19 protein-coding genes and 1 tRNA gene are annotated in these 15,850 nt (G+C 54.8%); 9 read left to right on the top strand and 11 right to left on the bottom strand.

Going from position 1 to position 15,850, the window contains the following annotated elements; all coding sequences use genetic code 11:
• The first annotated feature begins 94 nt into the window (after positions 1–94).
• Positions 95–1,300 carry an ISL3 family transposase gene (locus NRG23_RS00805; RefSeq protein WP_257371463.1) on the top strand — a complete coding sequence of 402 codons (1,206 nt, stop codon included), beginning with the start codon at positions 95–97 and terminating at the stop codon, positions 1,298–1,300.
• Positions 1,301–1,624: 324 nt separating this feature from the next.
• Here the strand turns inward: NRG23_RS00805 and NRG23_RS00800 are convergent, their stop codons facing one another.
• Positions 1,625–2,137, bottom strand: a complete 513-nt coding sequence (locus NRG23_RS00800; RefSeq protein WP_028682521.1) for a fimbrial protein — start codon at positions 2,135–2,137, stop codon at positions 1,625–1,627.
• A gap of 424 nt (positions 2,138–2,561) precedes the next feature.
• Positions 2,562–2,993, bottom strand: coding sequence for an anti-virulence regulator CigR family protein (locus tag NRG23_RS00795; RefSeq protein WP_009049364.1), 432 nt, complete (start codon positions 2,991–2,993; stop codon positions 2,562–2,564).
• Positions 2,994–3,108: 115 nt separating this feature from the next.
• Between NRG23_RS00795 and NRG23_RS00790 the strand changes: the two genes are divergently transcribed.
• Complete coding sequence (locus NRG23_RS00790; RefSeq protein ID WP_080577950.1) at positions 3,109–3,582, top strand: hypothetical protein; 474 nt, start codon at positions 3,109–3,111, stop codon at positions 3,580–3,582.
• A gap of 471 nt (positions 3,583–4,053) precedes the next feature.
• On the opposite strand, the gene NRG23_RS00785 is transcribed toward NRG23_RS00790, so the two are convergent.
• On the bottom strand, positions 4,054–4,461 hold the full coding sequence (locus NRG23_RS00785; RefSeq protein ID WP_103331775.1) for a hypothetical protein: 408 nt from the start codon (positions 4,459–4,461) through the stop codon (positions 4,054–4,056).
• A gap of 147 nt (positions 4,462–4,608) precedes the next feature.
• The gene (locus tag NRG23_RS32735) at positions 4,609–4,749 is read right to left on the bottom strand and encodes a hypothetical protein (protein ID WP_371920950.1); all 141 of its coding nucleotides are present in this window, start codon (positions 4,747–4,749) and stop codon (positions 4,609–4,611) included.
• Between the two features lie 586 nt (positions 4,750–5,335).
• On the opposite strand from NRG23_RS32735, the gene NRG23_RS00780 reads away from it, so the two are divergent.
• Positions 5,336–5,665 carry a hypothetical protein gene (locus NRG23_RS00780; protein ID WP_009049368.1) on the top strand — a complete coding sequence of 110 codons (330 nt, stop codon included), beginning with the start codon at positions 5,336–5,338 and terminating at the stop codon, positions 5,663–5,665.
• Between the two features lie 170 nt (positions 5,666–5,835).
• Complete coding sequence (locus tag NRG23_RS00775) at positions 5,836–6,264, top strand: N-acetyltransferase (protein ID WP_135006673.1); 429 nt, start codon at positions 5,836–5,838, stop codon at positions 6,262–6,264.
• A gap of 103 nt (positions 6,265–6,367) precedes the next feature.
• On the opposite strand, the gene NRG23_RS00770 is transcribed toward NRG23_RS00775, so the two are convergent.
• Positions 6,368–6,754 (bottom strand): DUF5329 domain-containing protein, encoded by a 387-nt coding sequence (locus NRG23_RS00770; RefSeq protein WP_038632885.1) that lies wholly within the window; start codon positions 6,752–6,754, stop codon positions 6,368–6,370.
• A 69-nt stretch (positions 6,755–6,823) separates the two neighbouring features.
• Complete coding sequence (locus NRG23_RS00765; protein WP_223815592.1) at positions 6,824–7,021, bottom strand: hypothetical protein; 198 nt, start codon at positions 7,019–7,021, stop codon at positions 6,824–6,826.
• A 348-nt stretch (positions 7,022–7,369) separates the two neighbouring features.
• Between NRG23_RS00765 and NRG23_RS00760 the strand changes: the two genes are divergently transcribed.
• Entirely contained in the window at positions 7,370–7,762 is a 393-nt protein-coding gene (locus NRG23_RS00760; protein WP_016703111.1) for a hypothetical protein, read from the top strand.
• 315 nt (positions 7,763–8,077) lie between these two features.
• On the opposite strand, the gene NRG23_RS00755 is transcribed toward NRG23_RS00760, so the two are convergent.
• From NRG23_RS00755 to NRG23_RS00745, 3 genes are all read right to left on the bottom strand, one after another.
• Complete coding sequence (locus tag NRG23_RS00755; RefSeq protein WP_007921689.1) at positions 8,078–8,227, bottom strand: hypothetical protein; 150 nt, start codon at positions 8,225–8,227, stop codon at positions 8,078–8,080.
• A gap of 193 nt (positions 8,228–8,420) precedes the next feature.
• The gene (locus NRG23_RS00750; RefSeq protein WP_009049373.1) at positions 8,421–8,657 is read right to left on the bottom strand and encodes a YceK/YidQ family lipoprotein; all 237 of its coding nucleotides are present in this window, start codon (positions 8,655–8,657) and stop codon (positions 8,421–8,423) included.
• Between the two features lie 209 nt (positions 8,658–8,866).
• Positions 8,867–8,953 (bottom strand) — tRNA-Leu (locus NRG23_RS00745).
• Between the two features lie 775 nt (positions 8,954–9,728).
• Here NRG23_RS00745 and NRG23_RS00740 point away from each other — a divergent pair.
• The 3 genes from NRG23_RS00740 to NRG23_RS00730 all read left to right on the top strand — a co-directional run bounded on the left by NRG23_RS00740 (position 9,729) and on the right by NRG23_RS00730 (position 12,453).
• Positions 9,729–9,878 carry a hypothetical protein gene (locus NRG23_RS00740; protein WP_164486763.1) on the top strand — a complete coding sequence of 50 codons (150 nt, stop codon included), beginning with the start codon at positions 9,729–9,731 and terminating at the stop codon, positions 9,876–9,878.
• Positions 9,879–10,469: 591 nt separating this feature from the next.
• Positions 10,470–10,760 carry a hypothetical protein gene (locus NRG23_RS00735; RefSeq protein ID WP_016703893.1) on the top strand — a complete coding sequence of 97 codons (291 nt, stop codon included), beginning with the start codon at positions 10,470–10,472 and terminating at the stop codon, positions 10,758–10,760.
• A 470-nt stretch (positions 10,761–11,230) separates the two neighbouring features.
• A protein-coding gene (locus NRG23_RS00730) for an IS3 family transposase (protein WP_257373505.1) occupies positions 11,231–12,453 on the top strand; the annotation gives its coding sequence in 2 pieces (ribosomal slippage) (positions 11,231–11,576 and positions 11,576–12,453; 1,224 coding nt in all).
• Positions 12,454–12,791: 338 nt separating this feature from the next.
• Here NRG23_RS00730 and NRG23_RS00725 read toward each other — a convergent pair.
• Positions 12,792–13,775 carry a fimbrial protein gene (locus tag NRG23_RS00725; RefSeq protein ID WP_198286569.1) on the bottom strand — a complete coding sequence of 328 codons (984 nt, stop codon included), beginning with the start codon at positions 13,773–13,775 and terminating at the stop codon, positions 12,792–12,794.
• An 11-nt stretch (positions 13,776–13,786) separates the two neighbouring features.
• Positions 13,787–14,503 carry a molecular chaperone gene (locus NRG23_RS00720; protein ID WP_009049418.1) on the bottom strand — a complete coding sequence of 239 codons (717 nt, stop codon included), beginning with the start codon at positions 14,501–14,503 and terminating at the stop codon, positions 13,787–13,789.
• Positions 14,504–15,028: 525 nt separating this feature from the next.
• Here NRG23_RS00720 and NRG23_RS00715 point away from each other — a divergent pair.
• The gene (locus NRG23_RS00715; RefSeq protein WP_257373504.1) at positions 15,029–15,751 is read left to right on the top strand and encodes a molecular chaperone; all 723 of its coding nucleotides are present in this window, start codon (positions 15,029–15,031) and stop codon (positions 15,749–15,751) included.
• The last annotated feature ends 99 nt before the right edge of the window (positions 15,752–15,850 follow it).

The following is a 15,850-nucleotide window of genomic DNA, read 5'->3' as shown; positions in this document are numbered from 1 at the left end:
TTCTTCACGGAATTCCGGGAAACACAGAAACAAGAACGCCGATTTGATTGATGATGTTCGTGCGAGCAAACACATCTAAAAAACCGGCGTTCTTATGCACGATATTAATACTTTCCTTCCTTTTTGGGAGGGCTTTTCTGTCGTCACGATCAAGCCTGATGGCGATGCCCTACAGATCGATCTGACGCCCCACACCACCCGACTCCCTTCCTGTGGTGGATGCCAAAAGCCCTGTTCAACCACTCACGAGTATTGCGAGCGAGTCGTTCGTGATTTGCCCATTCTCGGCCGTGCAGTGCGCCTCAGCGTTTTGCTCAGACGTGTTGGCTGTCGTGACTGCGGCAAACGCATGGAGACTGTCAGTTGGCTGGATCGCTATGCCCGTATGACGCGCCGCTTGGCCGATGCGGTGATTCAAGCCTGCGAGCGCCTTCCCACGTTACACGTGGCTCAACTGTTTGGGTTGCATTGGGACACCGTTCGGCTGCTAGAGCGTCGCGCCTTGCAAACGGCATTGAGCGATCTGCCGAAGGCGCAACCACGGCGTCTGGTGATGGACGAGTTCGCTCTGTTCAAGGGCCATCGTTACGCCAGTGTGGTGCTGGATGCAGATACACGACGAGTGCTGTGGATCGGCGAAGGCCGCAGCCGTGCGGCGGTCAGGCCGTTCTTCGAAGAGTTGGGAACAGAGGGTTGCGCCCGAATCGAAGCGGTGGCGATGGACATGAACACCGCTTTTGACCTGGAGGTTCGCCGGCACTGCCCCAAAGCGCGCGTGGTCTATGACCTCTTCCATGTGGTGGCCAAATATGGCCGAGAGGTGATTGATCGGGTCCGCGTTGACGAGGCTAATCGGCTACGCCACGACAAGCCTGCTCGTAAGGTCATCAAGCAAGCGCGATGGCTACTGCTACGCAATCCACAGAATCTGAAAACGCCGGAACAACAGGTTCACTTGCAGGATTTGCTGGCGGCCAACCAAGCGTTGATGACGGTCTACTTGATGAAGGCTGAACTCAAAACGCTCTGGACGCCGAATACCGCTTGGAGCTGGAGATCGGCCTGGAAGCAATGGTTGCGCCATGCTCATGAAAGCGAAATACCGGCACTGATCCAGTTCGCCAAACGGCTAAAGAGTTACTGGCGGGGCATCGTCAGCCGCGTTCGCTGGCCGATGCACACCGGTCAGCTGGAAGGAATAAACAATCGCATAAAGGTCATCAAACGAATGGCGTACGGTTACCGGGATAGCGAATTCTTTTTCATGAAGATCAAGAGCGTCTTTCCCGGTAATCCGTGAAGAACCTTTTTTTTGCCTTGCAGAGCGACGTGAAAGATCGCCGCAGGCAAATTTCAGGCAAAAAAAAGCCCAAGTAGCTGATGGACACTTGGGGCTAAAAATGCATAAACCGTGGTAGGTGAACGCGGGGCTATCTTAACGTCCCCGAGAACATGTAACAATATATTTTGAGGTTATTTTTACCCTAAATGCTTTCTAAGCCCTTAAATAACCACATGTTTTTTCAGGCCATGGCCGATTCGTCACCTTGTTGACGTCAGTAAAAAAGCACCACCGTCTGGCTTTCCGCATGATTCAACGTCTGCGTGAACCGCTTGCCTGCCGTCAGGCATACAGGATCACGCACTCCGCAAACGAGGAAAACTCACCGGCTTCCACAGGCCCGCCGGAGCTGACCAACCTCGCTGCGAAGGACAGCCTGAAACCCGGTGCCACCGGGTACTCGGCACGGCCTTCATGGCCCAGAAGCACGACTTTTCCCTCGCTATCCAGCAGTTGAACGCCAACATTGCGTGCAGAACCGGCCTCTTCGTAATCATTCATCAAGATCACACCATCACTGGTGATGCCGTCAAAGTAGATCTGGACCTTTTTCGCCCCCTTGAGCCTGTCTTCATTCAACTCGACGCTGAACAGCTGCGGAAAACTGCCACCCGCCTGAAGCACATCAAGGCTCGATGTGCCCAGCTCGACCACCTGCTCCATGCCGCTGGAACGCCGATGTGCAACTCCAGAAACAACACCTGCATCCAGGCCATGACCAGGATCGATCGTCCACGTGGGAGCGGTGACCCTGGCGCGAAAATCAAAGAACTTTCCAACATTTTGAGTGGGCATTATTTATTCCTTTAATTGAATGCAAACATGCGATCGGTTCAGTCCGGAGCAACCACCCAGGCCACTCTTCTGCCTGTCGCCCTGCGCTTTTTCAATGGGCGAAACGCCGCCGACTCGACAGTCGGTGTCAATCCAAAAAGCGCACACGGCGAACGCTGAAACCTTAAAACGGCGCCCAATCAACGTCCTTAGGACACTTCCGAAACGCTCCACTCAACTATCAGATCGCGCTGGAATGTTGCCGAAGAGGACGCTCGGCAAAATCACCGCCAAGGCGGTTACCTGTATTTGAGCCAACGAAAGACAGGAAAGCCGGAGTCAAACAGGATGTTGGAGAGGGAATATCGGTGGGAATGGAATGCTGTGTGTCAGGCAAAAGCCCGGTCTTGCACCGGGCTTTGCTTGCGGGTCGGGCCGGACTGAATCAGTCCAGCGCGTCGTGCAGAACTTCGTAGATGATGCCTGTCGCAATGGCGACCAGGATCAAGTCAGTACCAGCCTGTTGCCACTCATAACCGTCATAGTGCGGCAGCCGGCTTAGCATCCGGCCATCCAGCTTTTTCGCGATACCCGGCGGCAGGGGTTTGCCTCGGGCCAGGTTTTTTTGAATGCCTGGCGGCAGGGCCGGCCCGGGTGACCAGTAGTCGCGACTGTCGCCAATAATCACGCGCACACCGCCGACATCTACTTGAGGTCCGCCATACCTGTAGTCCTGGGATTTGTTGCCTTTATTACCGTGCCCACCCTGATTGCCGTGGGGATTGCCCTTGCCGTTCCCTGGGTCCGCATACAAGGCAGTCGAGCCGAATAAAAACGCGGCGCTTGCTAAAACAGCTACAACCGAACGAGTCGTCATCTCTGCAGTCCTCTGCATGAATCCAGCCGTGGTGCCATTCGTCATGACACACGAACTATAGACAGCCGATTGCGTCTTAGTTCATGCAAACCTCTCCTTATCTATGGAAGCGATCATGCTTTTAAAGAAAAAAAATCTCGTGACGGCCCTGACCTGCGTACTGATGCTGGCAGCGGCGCCTCTGCTCCCTGTGACGTCCGCCTATGCAAAGGACGGTGGTGGCCATGGTGGCGGAAATGGCGGTGGTAACGGCGGGGGTCATGGCGGTGGCAATAGTGGCGGCAATGGTGGTGGTCACGGTGGCCAGGCAGGCGGCCACTCCGGAGGGGTCAGCAGCAAGGGCCATAGCGGCGGCCTGAAAAGCGATCCGGCCGGCAAGTCGGTTCGCAATCTCGGAGAAAATGGCAATCATTACGGCAGCATTCGTAATGACAGCAACGGCCATGGTTCGACCACTTCCGGCGTGGCTCACTCCAAAGACACCCGCGGGCTGTCAAAAGCCACCGCGATCTCGGACACCACGCCCGGTGACCACAACTCGAAAGGCCTGGGCAAAGCCAGCGTCTCCTCGAGCAAGAATGATCGATAGACCCAGCCTCATGCTCTCCAGCTGAGTCGGTTTCAACACTGCCGGTTGGTCAGCATTGCCCGCATGAAAGCCCGGCCCAGCGCCGGGCTTTTTAGTATCTGCCCCGCCCTTCTTTGCCCTCACGACTCGCGCATGGATGAAATTATCTTTAAGTAACCTTCATGAAGCAAAGCATCTGAGTGCCTACCCTTCTGGGACCGACAAAGTGAACTACAGGAGTAACCCACGATGTTTTCCCATGAAGGTCTCGGTCTGATGTCCATCTTCATTGTCCTGCTGCTGTGTGTGCTGGCGATGTTCATTCATCCTGTGCACGCCCTCTGTAGCTGGGTGCAAAGGCGTAGGCGCAGGTTGTCGGTCGAAAATACGCGGCGTGAAGGCAAGCCCTACTCACGCTGAACAGGCACCCATCCAACGAAGCCCGGGCATGTCCGGGCTTCTGCTTTCTTGCTTCTACAAAACCGCTCTGGCTCAGAGTCGCGCCCTGGGTTGGCGCCGGTCGATCGCAACCGCGATCGCCGCCAACAGGATCGCCAGGGTGTAGGCAAACAGTCCGAGGTTAACGCCCAGGATCAGCTTCTCAGAGCCATCGGTGAGCACCATCGACCCACCGTAAGACTGCCGAAGCCAGTAAGCCGCCAAGAAGCCGCCCGTGACGAACAGGGTCAGGAGGCTGGACAGGCGCAGGTTGCTCTTCAACCACACCAGCCACAGGCTGAATGCACCGATCGCCGTATTGGTGAACAACTGCCAGACCTCATGCAACCGTGCGTGCGGCTCCCAGGCCGGGTTGAAAACATGGGTCTGATTGATCTCCAGCACCGGTACCACAACGGCGTAGAAGATTATCCCGATCGTCACGAGCAGCTTTGCAATCACCTGGAGCCTCCTTGTTGTGAGGGTCGCGGCAACGTTCGGTAAGAACGAGGCCAGCACTTCAGCGGCATATAAGGACACGCAACCCCATAAAGGTCAGGCCCGATATCTGCCAAAAGCCAGGAGGGAATCACGCTGCAACTGCGCGTTCTACTCTCCGCTGCCTGCCGATTGCCTCAGTAGCCGGGCATCGTAAAGCGCCCGGGCAGCGACCAGTTGCGGGAAGTTGTGCTCGGCCCAACGATCCAGCGCGGCCAGGGTGTCGACCAAAGAGCAGGCTACCGCCGTCAGCCGATACTCGACATGGGCGGGCTTCTCGGCGAAGTCCAGTCGCTCGATCGGCTTCGATGTGCTGGAGCCCTACCTCATCCACGGCGTGCGTGGCGGGCTGGCTCCTGAGGCAGAACGGAAACAGCAAAATACCTGGAGCAGCGAACCCTCGATTACCAGGCCAGGCTCACCCGCTGGGCACAGTGGCCGTCGATCCCGTTCAACCAGGAGCAGGACTTTATCGATGGCCAGAGCTTGCGGCCTGGCGCGCCGACTTACAGCCCGTTCGTCCGGCACATCCCTTAGCCGTGCAGCCAGCAACCTGTGCGGGCTAAAGGGTTGTTTTACAAGGAGGGTAAAACGACAAAGGCCAAAGGATGATTGGGCTTTTTCGATGCTCGAGCGACGTCTGCCAATGCCATTCGTCCAGGCCTGAGAGCTGCCCCCCGTTCCTCATCTACACCTTAGACATGAGATATCTGGTCGCACGGGTCCGCACAGGTGAATGGAGAGGATCGGGCCAGGCATTCGATTCGATGGCACACGAAGCGCCATGCGAAACCGCAGTACCTCAAGCTTCGGGCTTCATTTCTCAAGGAACGGAAAAATGATCACGAACTGCACGAACTGGCATGCCTGGCTGGACACCATGCCACCCAAACCGGACGAACTTCATGTAGTCGGAGACGTTGAAGTCTCCAACCCAGGGGTCAAGGCCTATCTGACGGTACGAGTCCCGCAGGGTATCAACCCGGCAATACTTATGCTGGATCTGCACCTGTACCAAAGGCCAGGGCAATGGATTCAGGTAATCACCTGCACGCAAGTCAGGTTCACCCGGGTGCTGCCGCCAAACTCCGTGCTCTACAGCGCGGTTGAAATCTTCCACAACGGTGAGCGAATCGCGTATATCGACGAAATCCCACACATCTCCTGACTGATCCGTACTGAATCAGTGGAGCCTTGAAATCCGACTGCGACCGCCTGATCCTCGATCAGTCGGTCGCCTCCCCCGCCGCACTCCTGCTTCGTTCAATAGGTTGGCTCTTGAACTGGCCAGCGTCTGCTTCTAGCCTGCAACCCGTTGTCAGGAGAAGCGGAAGAGAAATGATCAGAAGATTTGAACAGCAAGATATGGATGCCGTGCTGGACATCTGGCTGCAGGCTTCGCTGAAAGCCCACGATTTTATCGATGCCTCATTCTGGCAGTCGCAAGTCGACAACATGCGCAACCTGTACCTCCCGGCGTCAGAGACCTATGTCTTCGAGCGACAATCCAAAGTGCGGGGTTTCTATTCACTGCACGACGAGCAGCTGGCCGCCCTCTTTGTTGCACCTGAATTCCAGGCCAAGGGGATTGGCAAGCAACTGCTCGCCCATGCCAGGGCACAGCGCCCCGTGTTGAGCCTGGCGGTATACAAGGACAATACGGCCAGCTGCGGCTTTTACCTGGCACAAGGCTTTGTCGTGACCCACGAGCAGACGGATGAACATACGGGGCAGCAGGAATACCTTATGAGCAGCGCCCCGCTCTGATCCATGTAGCCCGTCACGGTATATCCAGCCCTGGCCTTTTACTGCCCTCCAAAAACCAAAAAGCCCAGCGTACGAGCTGGGCTTTGCCTGGCCAAAAACTGAATCAATGAGGCTGGCGTTGCCTCTGCAACTCTGCCTTTAACCAGCTGCTTGCCGGTTGCGATCCAGCAGCGCAACGCACTTCATAAACCTTGCCACTCATGCTGCTTTTAGTGGCGGCGAGATCGATAAAGTCCTCCGCGCTGCTCACCATGTTCTTGCCCTCGAGGTAATTCAGTTTTTTCTCCAGGTGCTGCCGTGCTTGGGGGGCTGGATACTCGGTGCCATTACGCACGAACTGGCATTGGCTGTGCTCGACAAAGTCCAACAAGCCCTTTATCTCCTGGGCTGCCTGAGGCGTCGTTTGCGCCTGCGCGTTAGTCGCCATTGCCAAGACGGCGATACCCGCCGCCATCAACCATCGAGCCCGTTCACCGGTAAAAATTCGCATCATTCGTCCTTGTCTTGAAACTGAGCACTGTTGTCGGATCTGGCCGAGCATTACCCGGCGCCAGGTCGGTCAGACTTCGATAGGGAAAGCCGGCTGAACGCCCTGTTGCGCATCCGCGCTTTCTATAGCGGCCTCAAGTCTGGCCAGGAAGGCTGGATTCAATTTGGCGTCAAGCAGATTGACCTGCTCTACCGCCCTCTTCTGCTCAATCATCTTGGCAAGTTCTGCATAAGACAGTTTGGGTGCCGGGTTTTGAATAATAATCACTGAAACGCTTCCTTGGTTCATCCGTCCAGCCCACCAGAGGCTTGGCGGCAAGTGTATCCGCTGTTGCGCACTGATCCAAACTCGCCCAGCCAGCACTTGGACACATGCATCCACTCCCCGCTTTGTCGATACCTGGCGCCTCCGGGCCTCGAATGCCGCGTCGAGCGCAGCCTTGAGCGTTGCCGCCTCAGCCCTTCTTTGCCACGCATGCCTGCCCATGCCCAGGCCCGGCAGCGCTTCTGCCCCGTCATAGACCAATGGTGCCGCCAGTCGTCGTCGCAGCGTTGACGCCCTATCCCTTAAGGCGCGCAATGGCCCCCTAAAAATGATCGCCTGGGGCCTTTCCAGATGGCAAAGATCATAGTGCTGGCCGGTGACTTCCCCCAGGGTGACGCGGAGTATCTGCGCGGAACCATCACGCTCAAAACCGCCAATAAACCGCTGATAGGGAAAAGTTTTCTCGTCTCCGAGTTCAAGGACCTGATCGTCGAAAATACCGACTCGAACAAGAACATTAAGAGCGCCATAGGCCTGGGAATGGTTGGCGCGATGTTTCTGGGGCCTGTGGGTGCCGTCGCCGGCTATCTTCTGGCGGGCCACAATACCGAGGTGACATTTCTGGCCACCTTGAAGGATGGTCAGACACTGCTTGCTGCAACCGATAACGAGACCTACCAAGACATCTCGGCGCGCTTCAACAGAAAAAACTCACCTGAAAAACGCGATAAAACCGAGACTTGACGCCCGACATCGCGGGATGTTGCAGGCCGTGACGGGGTGAACGTAGCACTGTGGTGTCCCCCTGTTCACCCGGTACTCATTGACCGTCATATCGAAGATCAAGCATCCAGAATGCCTTGCAGATTGCTGCGTTTTACCCGCCAGCAGCCCCCTCTCGTTCAGCCTTCTCCGCAGCCGGCAACTATCGACGCAGCCTGGATGGGGGATTGAGAGCAGCGCGATTTGCGCCCGAATGGAAAAGCAACAAGGCTGACCGGATTAGCCATTCACAGTCAGCCTTGTCGTTGGGACAGCTTCAACCCAGGAAACGGCAAATCACCATTGGCCCGAGAAGATGCAGGTCAGTGCTTCGATACCGCTGAACTTCCACAGCGAGTCGTTACAGTCTCTGGCGAATGCATGGGCGTTCGAGGCGGTGAGGGCCAGGACCACGGCGGAGGCGTAGACGATTTTCTTGAATGACATGGTGAATCTCCTTTTTCGTATCGGCACTTTCTTGTAAGAGCCACCCCGACGAGGATGGTCGTGCGCACTATAAGCCTGGCCTCGGTAGCAGACGATTAGGGCTGGTGTGCTAATGGCGAATACGCATCACCCAAGGCCGCGGGCGAGTTGCACAGGGCTTACCCCCCCCTCTGCGAATGAACGCCAAGCCAGATCAGAAGTTGCAGTTGTATTGATACTCGAAGGGGAAGAACACCGTATCGACCACCAGGGAAAACGGCGCGTCGATCAGTAAAAAGGGAATCAGCTTTCCATGGGAGGTGCCTACCAACCACCAGTCCAGGCGCACGCCCTTGTAGGGGCAAGGGTGGTCGTAGTCCATGCGCATCGCCACCGCGGCGCAGCCGCTCAAGCAACTGATCAGCAGTAACAGAATCACTTTCCGAAACACGTAATGTCCTTATTACATCCATCTGCGGAGCGGCGTAGACGTCTCTGCAATACGCCCGTCACCACTTCCCAGTGGTGATGAAAGAGAAATACCTCCGCCAGCAGAAAGGCAGCCTCTCAACCGCGTAAATCGCAGAGCGGATTTGAATGTGCGAACCGGAAACGAACAAGGGTTTGCATCAGCTTTCGCCAGCAAACCCTTGAGATAGATGGTGCCCGAAGCCGGAATCGAACCGGCACGCCCTTACGAGCGGGGGATTTTAAGTCCCATGCGTCTACCAGTTTCGCCATTCGGGCGGTAGCGCGGTGTTGCAATCTGAAAGGCTTGAATTGCTTGAGCCGTTTCAGCGCCTTGCGGCAAGGGGGTGAAATATATACATCCCCTACCCTTGAAGCAAGTTCGTTGGCGTCAAATTCAAGACTGGATGTCGAGTACGGCCAAAAACAAAAAGGCTCCGTAAATCATCGATCTACAGCGCTATTTTTATAAGTGGGAGCAACTGCCAGAACCGAACCGGTGCAGATGGCGCCGCATTCCACTGATAAAACCAGATATTTCAATAGGTTACCACAGCAAAAACGGCGTAACCATCTGATTTTAAAAGGCTTGTAGCTGGGCGAACAGGCGAAGACAGATTTGCCCAGCCAGTGTAGGGATCGTGACGCCACTAACCCCATGGGCCAGCGAAGTCGAAGAGGCAGGCCAAAGGCCAAACTGCGAAGGCGCGATCAGCTAAACGCAAGGACAATAAAGAGACAGAGCCGCATCGCTCTTCCGGACTTTTCAACGAGAGATTATTCAAAGGTGCCACAAGATCACCAGGCGTAATGCCTGATAAATTGGCGCCCACCCTGACCAGCTGTTGGCCGTTCAGCATTCCATCGTAAACACACCTGGCCGGGCAAGCGCGACCACTCTATCCAGAGCGGTCGCGCATGTCTCGAAGACAATTCTGAAGAAACCTGAACGGCTTGAAGAAGCCTGGACGATAGTAGGCCGCCACCTGTGCCGTGGCGACGCCACCAGGCGAGAACGACTTGGTCAAGGGGGCCATGACGAAGCGGTTGTGCCTTGAGCACCCTGGTCGTGCTGGAAGGCTGCCTGGTGATCGGACGGGCCAGCGTATCGACAGAAGCATTCGAGGCGGGGCTGGCGATGCTGCTTATCCAACTCGGCGAACAGAGAGCGGCACTTTCCTTAACCACCAAGCCAGTCTCTTGAACAGGCAGCGATAGCGAGGCGGTGGATGGGACTCCATTGACTCGCACATGCGGCAGGAACCGTTGGCCAGGGCAAGACGGACCAGCCGCATGACCTTAGCGCTTTAAAACACAGCTGGAAGATGTGCCCAAGCGCAACGAGTGACCGCCGCCTCGGCGAGCAAGCGCATGTCATCTGTCAGGTTCGATAGCCAGACCTTCGCGCCGTTGGAGCACCTTTACCCCAGATTGAAAATCTCGATGCAGAACCCACATGAGCGAACATTGATAAAACAGCAAAAACAATTGACTCTGACACTAACTCTACCACTCGTCGGAACCGTCACTTCATAAAGGTGGAGGTACCTTGCTTTTACCTGTTTACAGGCTTGACTGTATTCCTATCTATGATCGAAGGAGGAAACGAAACATATCAGCTCAAGAAACTGACACAACTCTTGACACCGATATCAATCGCCTTTGCCATCAATACTCCACGACATCTTCAATGAGTTAACCTAACTACTGTTTTCTCGTAGCAGTGGCAAGTCTGCAATTTGATTTTGAATAGGGAGCCAACTCATGGAATGCACAATCAAAAAGGAATATGAACATGAGCATCACAGTCACAAACGGAGCAAGCGCAGTAGTTAACGTGGCAATCAGCACATGGGAGAAAGACGGCAGTGACGCTTACTACCCATTAGAGCAAGGCAGCGGTGACACCTGGAAACGTAGTGACCCAAGGGGTTACTTGATGGCCATACAGGATAAATCCCAAACAACTGAATACTACGTCTCCTGCAACAGTGCAATTGTCATCGAAGACAACCTCGTAAAGGATCACGGCCGAACTCTTAACCCAGTCGCTGCGGCCGGGAAGAAAAAAGTGGCAAATGCGTAATACCTAGCAGTAAGCGCATATATAAAATGGCCAGTATCGTACAAGATGCTGGCCATTCCCGTAAAAAAGTAAACCACTCATCCGACTAGCGACCACCAGACGCCCTCATATTTAGTTGAGTTCTTATGTCTCAATACACCTAGACAAAAGCACTTCACTACTTGCCTCTAGAAACTTCTTTGCGATAACGCCTGGTACGCAACAAAGCAATCAGTCCTTGATCACCATCGTCAGTAATTCTGATAGTTCGTTGAACATCCGGCCGGACACGCCAGGTGCGTGCAGCCCTATGAATCACGCCACTGACGCCGGAGACAGTAGGTACCTTGGTGCGACGGGTTGGACCTACTCATCACGGGAAGACGGATAAGGGATTGCGCATTTTGCTGGAGATAACAGGTGAACGAGCCCCTTGAAACACAGGACACCGTTTCCCCCTTACCATAAGGGATAGGCAAACGACTGTGTTTATGACTACCAGCAAAGACAAAAGCATCGAAGTGCTCGGCCAGGAGCGGCGTCGCCGTTGGAGCGTCGAGGAGAAATTAACCATGGTGCGCCAGAGCCTGGAGCCTGGGCAAAGCGTCTCGGTGGTGGCCCGGCGCAACGGCATCAATCCCAACCAACTGTTCCACTGGCGCAAGCTCTACCAGGACGGCAGCCTTTCGGCAGTCAGTGCCGGTGAAGCGGTGGTGCCTGCTTCCGAGCTGGCCGATGCCCTCAAGCAGATCCGCGAACTGCAACGGATGCTGGGCAAGAAGACCATGGAGGCTGAAATCCTCAAGGAAGCGGTGGAGATCGCCCGCTCGCGAAAATGGATTGCGCACTCACCCTTGTTGCCGGGGGACGACCAGTGAAAGCGGTCAGTGAGTGTCTCGGTGTGGCGCGCTCGCAATTGACGGCTCGGCTCAAACAGCCCACTCCGGGGGCGCAGCCGCGTCGTCGCCGGACGCTCAACGATGCGGCCCTGGTCGAGCGGATCAAGCAGGCCGTCGGCGCATTGCCCAGCTATGGCTATCGCCGGGTCTGGGGCCTTTTGCGTCGACAGCATGAGCAGCAGGCCCAGCCACCGATCAACGTGAAGCGGGTATACCGCGTCATGCGAGACCACGACCTGTTGCTGGAGCGCCGGCGCAAGCAGCCGGGGGTGGCGCGGCGTCATGAAGGTCGCGTCGCGGTGGACACGAGCAACACCCGCTGGTGTTCGGATGGCTTCGAGTTTCGCTGCGAGGACGGCGAAAAACTGCGTGTAACCTTCGCTCTGGATTGCTGCGACCGTGAGGCCATCAGTTGGGTGGCCAGCCCAAATGGCTACAGTGGCGACGATGTTCGAGATGTGATGCTGGAAGCTATCGAGCAACGCTTTGGTGACCAGCTACCGACATCGCCGGTGCAATGGCTGAGCGATAACGGCTCGGCCTATACCGCTGGACAGACCCGGGGCTTTGCCCGGCAGATCGGCCTGCTGCCCCTGACAACTCCGGTGTGCAGCCCGCAGAGCAACGGCATGGCGGAGAGCTTCGTGAAGACTATGAAGCGTGACTACATCCGTCACATGCCCAAGCCCGATCGAGCGACGGCCCTGCGTAACCTGGCCATCGCCTTCGAGCATTACAACGAGGAACATCCGCACAGCGCACTGAACTACCGCTCACCTCGGGAGTTCAGGCGCCTGGCTGAGGCATCAACTTAACGGGGTGCCGGTGTCCGGTTTGATAGGGGCAAGTCCACAGACCGAGAACACAACACCTGCGGCAACTTCTATCTGAATGGGTGCCCACCCTGACCAGTTGTTGGCCGTTCAGCAATCCATCGTAAACACACCTGGCCGGGCAAGCGGCACCACTCTATCCACAGCGGCCGCGCATGTCTCGAAGACAATTCTGAAGAAAGCTGAACGGCTTGAGGATGCGTTCTTCCAGTCAATAAAAACCGTAGATCATTGATCTACGGTTTTCTCAGTTTGGAGACCGAGGTCGGGATCAAATCAGCGTAGGCGGATTTGCAATCAATTGTTAAGACGAAAAACAATCACTTATAGTAAATATCCAGAGTAGCGCCAGCCCTAAATGCCCCCAGGATAGCTTTGTCGGTCATCCATTTCAGTTGGGCGGTGAACTGCTTGGAAATGACCATGTCACCGCTCGATTCCGCCAGTTCGAAGTCCTCGTTGAATGGTAAAACCGTGCGGTCCTGCCTCAGTAAACGGATGCCTACCGAGGCATTCTGAGGTGGAATCAGGGTGTCATTTTGCACGGAGCCTCCCACCGGTTTCAGGATGGCGGATACGCCATAGACACTATTGCAAGATTTGGTGATGAGCACGGTGAAAGGTTTTTCGCTGACAACCGTACCTGAGCGAGCGTTAGCCGAACTCAACTTGCCGAAACTCACGGTCTCGGGAGATACGTTCAGGTGAGCGAGGCAACCGACAAACCGGATTCGGTCCAAGCCGATTACTTTCATTCGAAAGTTTCTGCTTGGGTTAACATTGATGCCTTTCTCGCCATCAATCTGGAATGCATCGTACTGGGAGAGCCCGCTGAGAGGTCCATCTTTACCCGCACTTTCCGAAGCACTTGACTTCTTGATAATGAAAAAATCGTAGGAAAGGTCAAACTTGTTTTCAAATGACGTGCAGGTTGGACCGATGCAGGGTGCAGTTTTCCCTATCAACTTACGACATTTTGCGAGTTGGCTACAGGTCATATCCGTACCGTTCAATCTTACTCCGAATTCAAGATCCGGCCCTAGCTGGGTCATGCTCTGATCGGTAGGGCTCAAATAAAAATATATCTCTTCATCTGCCAATGCCCAGTTCGAATCCTGATAGCAGATCAGGTTCATGGAGAAACTGGGTGACCGCCACAGAACCTTTCCTTTAGGGGCATCATTCGGAACCGCAATGGAGGTATTTATGTTGATGCTGTCAGTGGCAACACTGCCATCTTTCAGACATTTTACCGCATAACTATTTTGAGAGAATGAAAGGACTCCCAATAGCAGAATCGACAAAACCAGCCTCATTATTCACCTTTTAATTCAAGATTTATCTGCTGTTTCACTTCACGGCCGCTGTCGGTAACAATATTGTATTGCAGCCCTTGCACCGAATCGAAACAGCTATTGCTCGCCAGTACTTTTTTCGAAAAAGGCTCAAGCATCGTATGAGCAATGACTTCTCCACAGCTACGGCCCTGTTTACCCTGCCGTGTCAGATGGGTGATTGTCAGGTAATAAGGAGAGGGATTGTTGGCCTCAATCTCGCCTTGTACTGGCAATCGTTGCCAAGTCAATAAGGCGGCTGCCTGATCAGGAGTCATATCCAGCTTAGGACGAAAGAAAAGTTTGTACCTATGACGCATTGCTATCTGCAGTGCACTTTCCTCCTGCGGCGTAATCGGTACGTCCAATATGCTCAGAAGAAAATACGACTCCCGGTCTTTCGGTAACCCCTGGCCTTGGTAGAACAGTTCTATCGACTTCTGCTGCTCGGCGGGAATACGCACCAACGGGGAGGAGATCGCTAGAGGGACATCTTCGTCTCGATCCCCTCCCCAATCAATGGTGATACTGGCCAGGCTAGATCGCACGCGTTGATTCGAGATATCCAGTCTTGTTCTATTACCGTTGCCCTCGTTTTCAAAGATGATTCTATTTTTCCCAACAAGGGAAATTTGGGCCACTGCCAAAACAGGGTTTAGCAGAGCAATAATAAATATCACACCTGAGATTTTAATCACTGAAACTCAACTTCCTTGCCAACAGAAGACTGGACCAATGGAGTTGGAGCTTACTCCATCACTCACATATACCTCAGGCACCAATCTGAAAATAGGCAGCCCATCCTACCTGAACCTGGAGTCATTTCTATAGGACAATTCTGATTCCGAAATAGATATACACAAGTGATCTCTGCATACTTTCCCGATCCTAGAGCTAAGCGACCGCAGAAACTCGCGAGTGGTATTTAGGATAAAAACCGTGAGATAGGAATACTTTCAATAATGCTCTGTTGACAGCCTTAGCCAGTAGCACGCTCCGGCAAACTCGCCCCCGGTTGTGCACTTCTATCCCTGCATTTCCTGGAGTGGGGCCGGAAGCACTTTAAGAATCGCCTGATACCTGGAGAAATCCAACGCCACTAGTATGCCCGGGCACTTAGTCAGGACATGCGGCAAAAGCCCCACAAGCAGTCGCACGGTTTTCTGAACACTCCACGAAGAAGAGGCGCCTTGATGTCTCTTTCAGTTTTCTCGAGAAACTTCATGAAAAAGCACCTTGCCGTAAGTGCGGCGCTTGCCGGATTTCTGTCGTTGTTTGCCATGCCCTCCCATGCTGGCATCTCATTGGGTATAAACCGAGTGGTACTGGTTGCGCCGAAGAAGGAAGCTTCCGTTCTAATGCTGAACGATGAATCGACCCCCTTCATGGTCCAGTCCTGGATCGAGCCCTTCAGTGCTAGCACCGATCAGGACGTCCCCTTTGCCCTTACCCCTCCCCTGAAACGCCTGAACGGGAACGCCCGCCAGCAGTTGCGTGTTCTGTATCAGGGCGCGGGGCTTCCGGCGGACAGGGAGTCGGTGTTCTGGTTGAGCGTGCAGGAAGTCCCCCAGAAGTCGCAGGATGAAAACATCCTGCAGATTGCCGTGCGCCAGCGCATCAAGTTGTTCTACCGGCCCGCCGACTTGCCAGGCGACGTTGGCCAGGCCCCATCCAGGTTGAAGTGGCGCATGGTGCCCAAGGATGGCAAGCCGGGCCTGGAAGTGAGGAATGACTCAGCGTTTCACATCTCTTTCGGCACGGTGAACCTCAAGAGCGGTTCGAACAACTATCCGATTCCCGCGGCAATGCTGCCCCCCTATTCAAGCCAGTCATTCGCGATCGAGGGAGCTTCTTCTCTGGCTCCAGCCGGAGCAACAAAGATCGAGTTCGAAAGCATCAACGACGATGGATTAGCGGTACAGCACTCAAGCAACATTTCCAGCTGAGCCTAGTTAAAGACCAGGACGCTTTGTTTGTTGCTTAACCCCACATCTAGTTACCGGCTGAATATCACTTATTAGTGACGTACACACTTCGCTAACGAT

The organism is Pseudomonas sp. T8 (assembly GCF_024610635.1).
Classification (GTDB): domain Bacteria; phylum Pseudomonadota; class Gammaproteobacteria; order Pseudomonadales; family Pseudomonadaceae; genus Aquipseudomonas; species Aquipseudomonas chlororaphis_I.
Note: the sequence above shows the minus strand (reverse complement) of the source record. Positions and strands in the feature narration are given on the sequence as shown.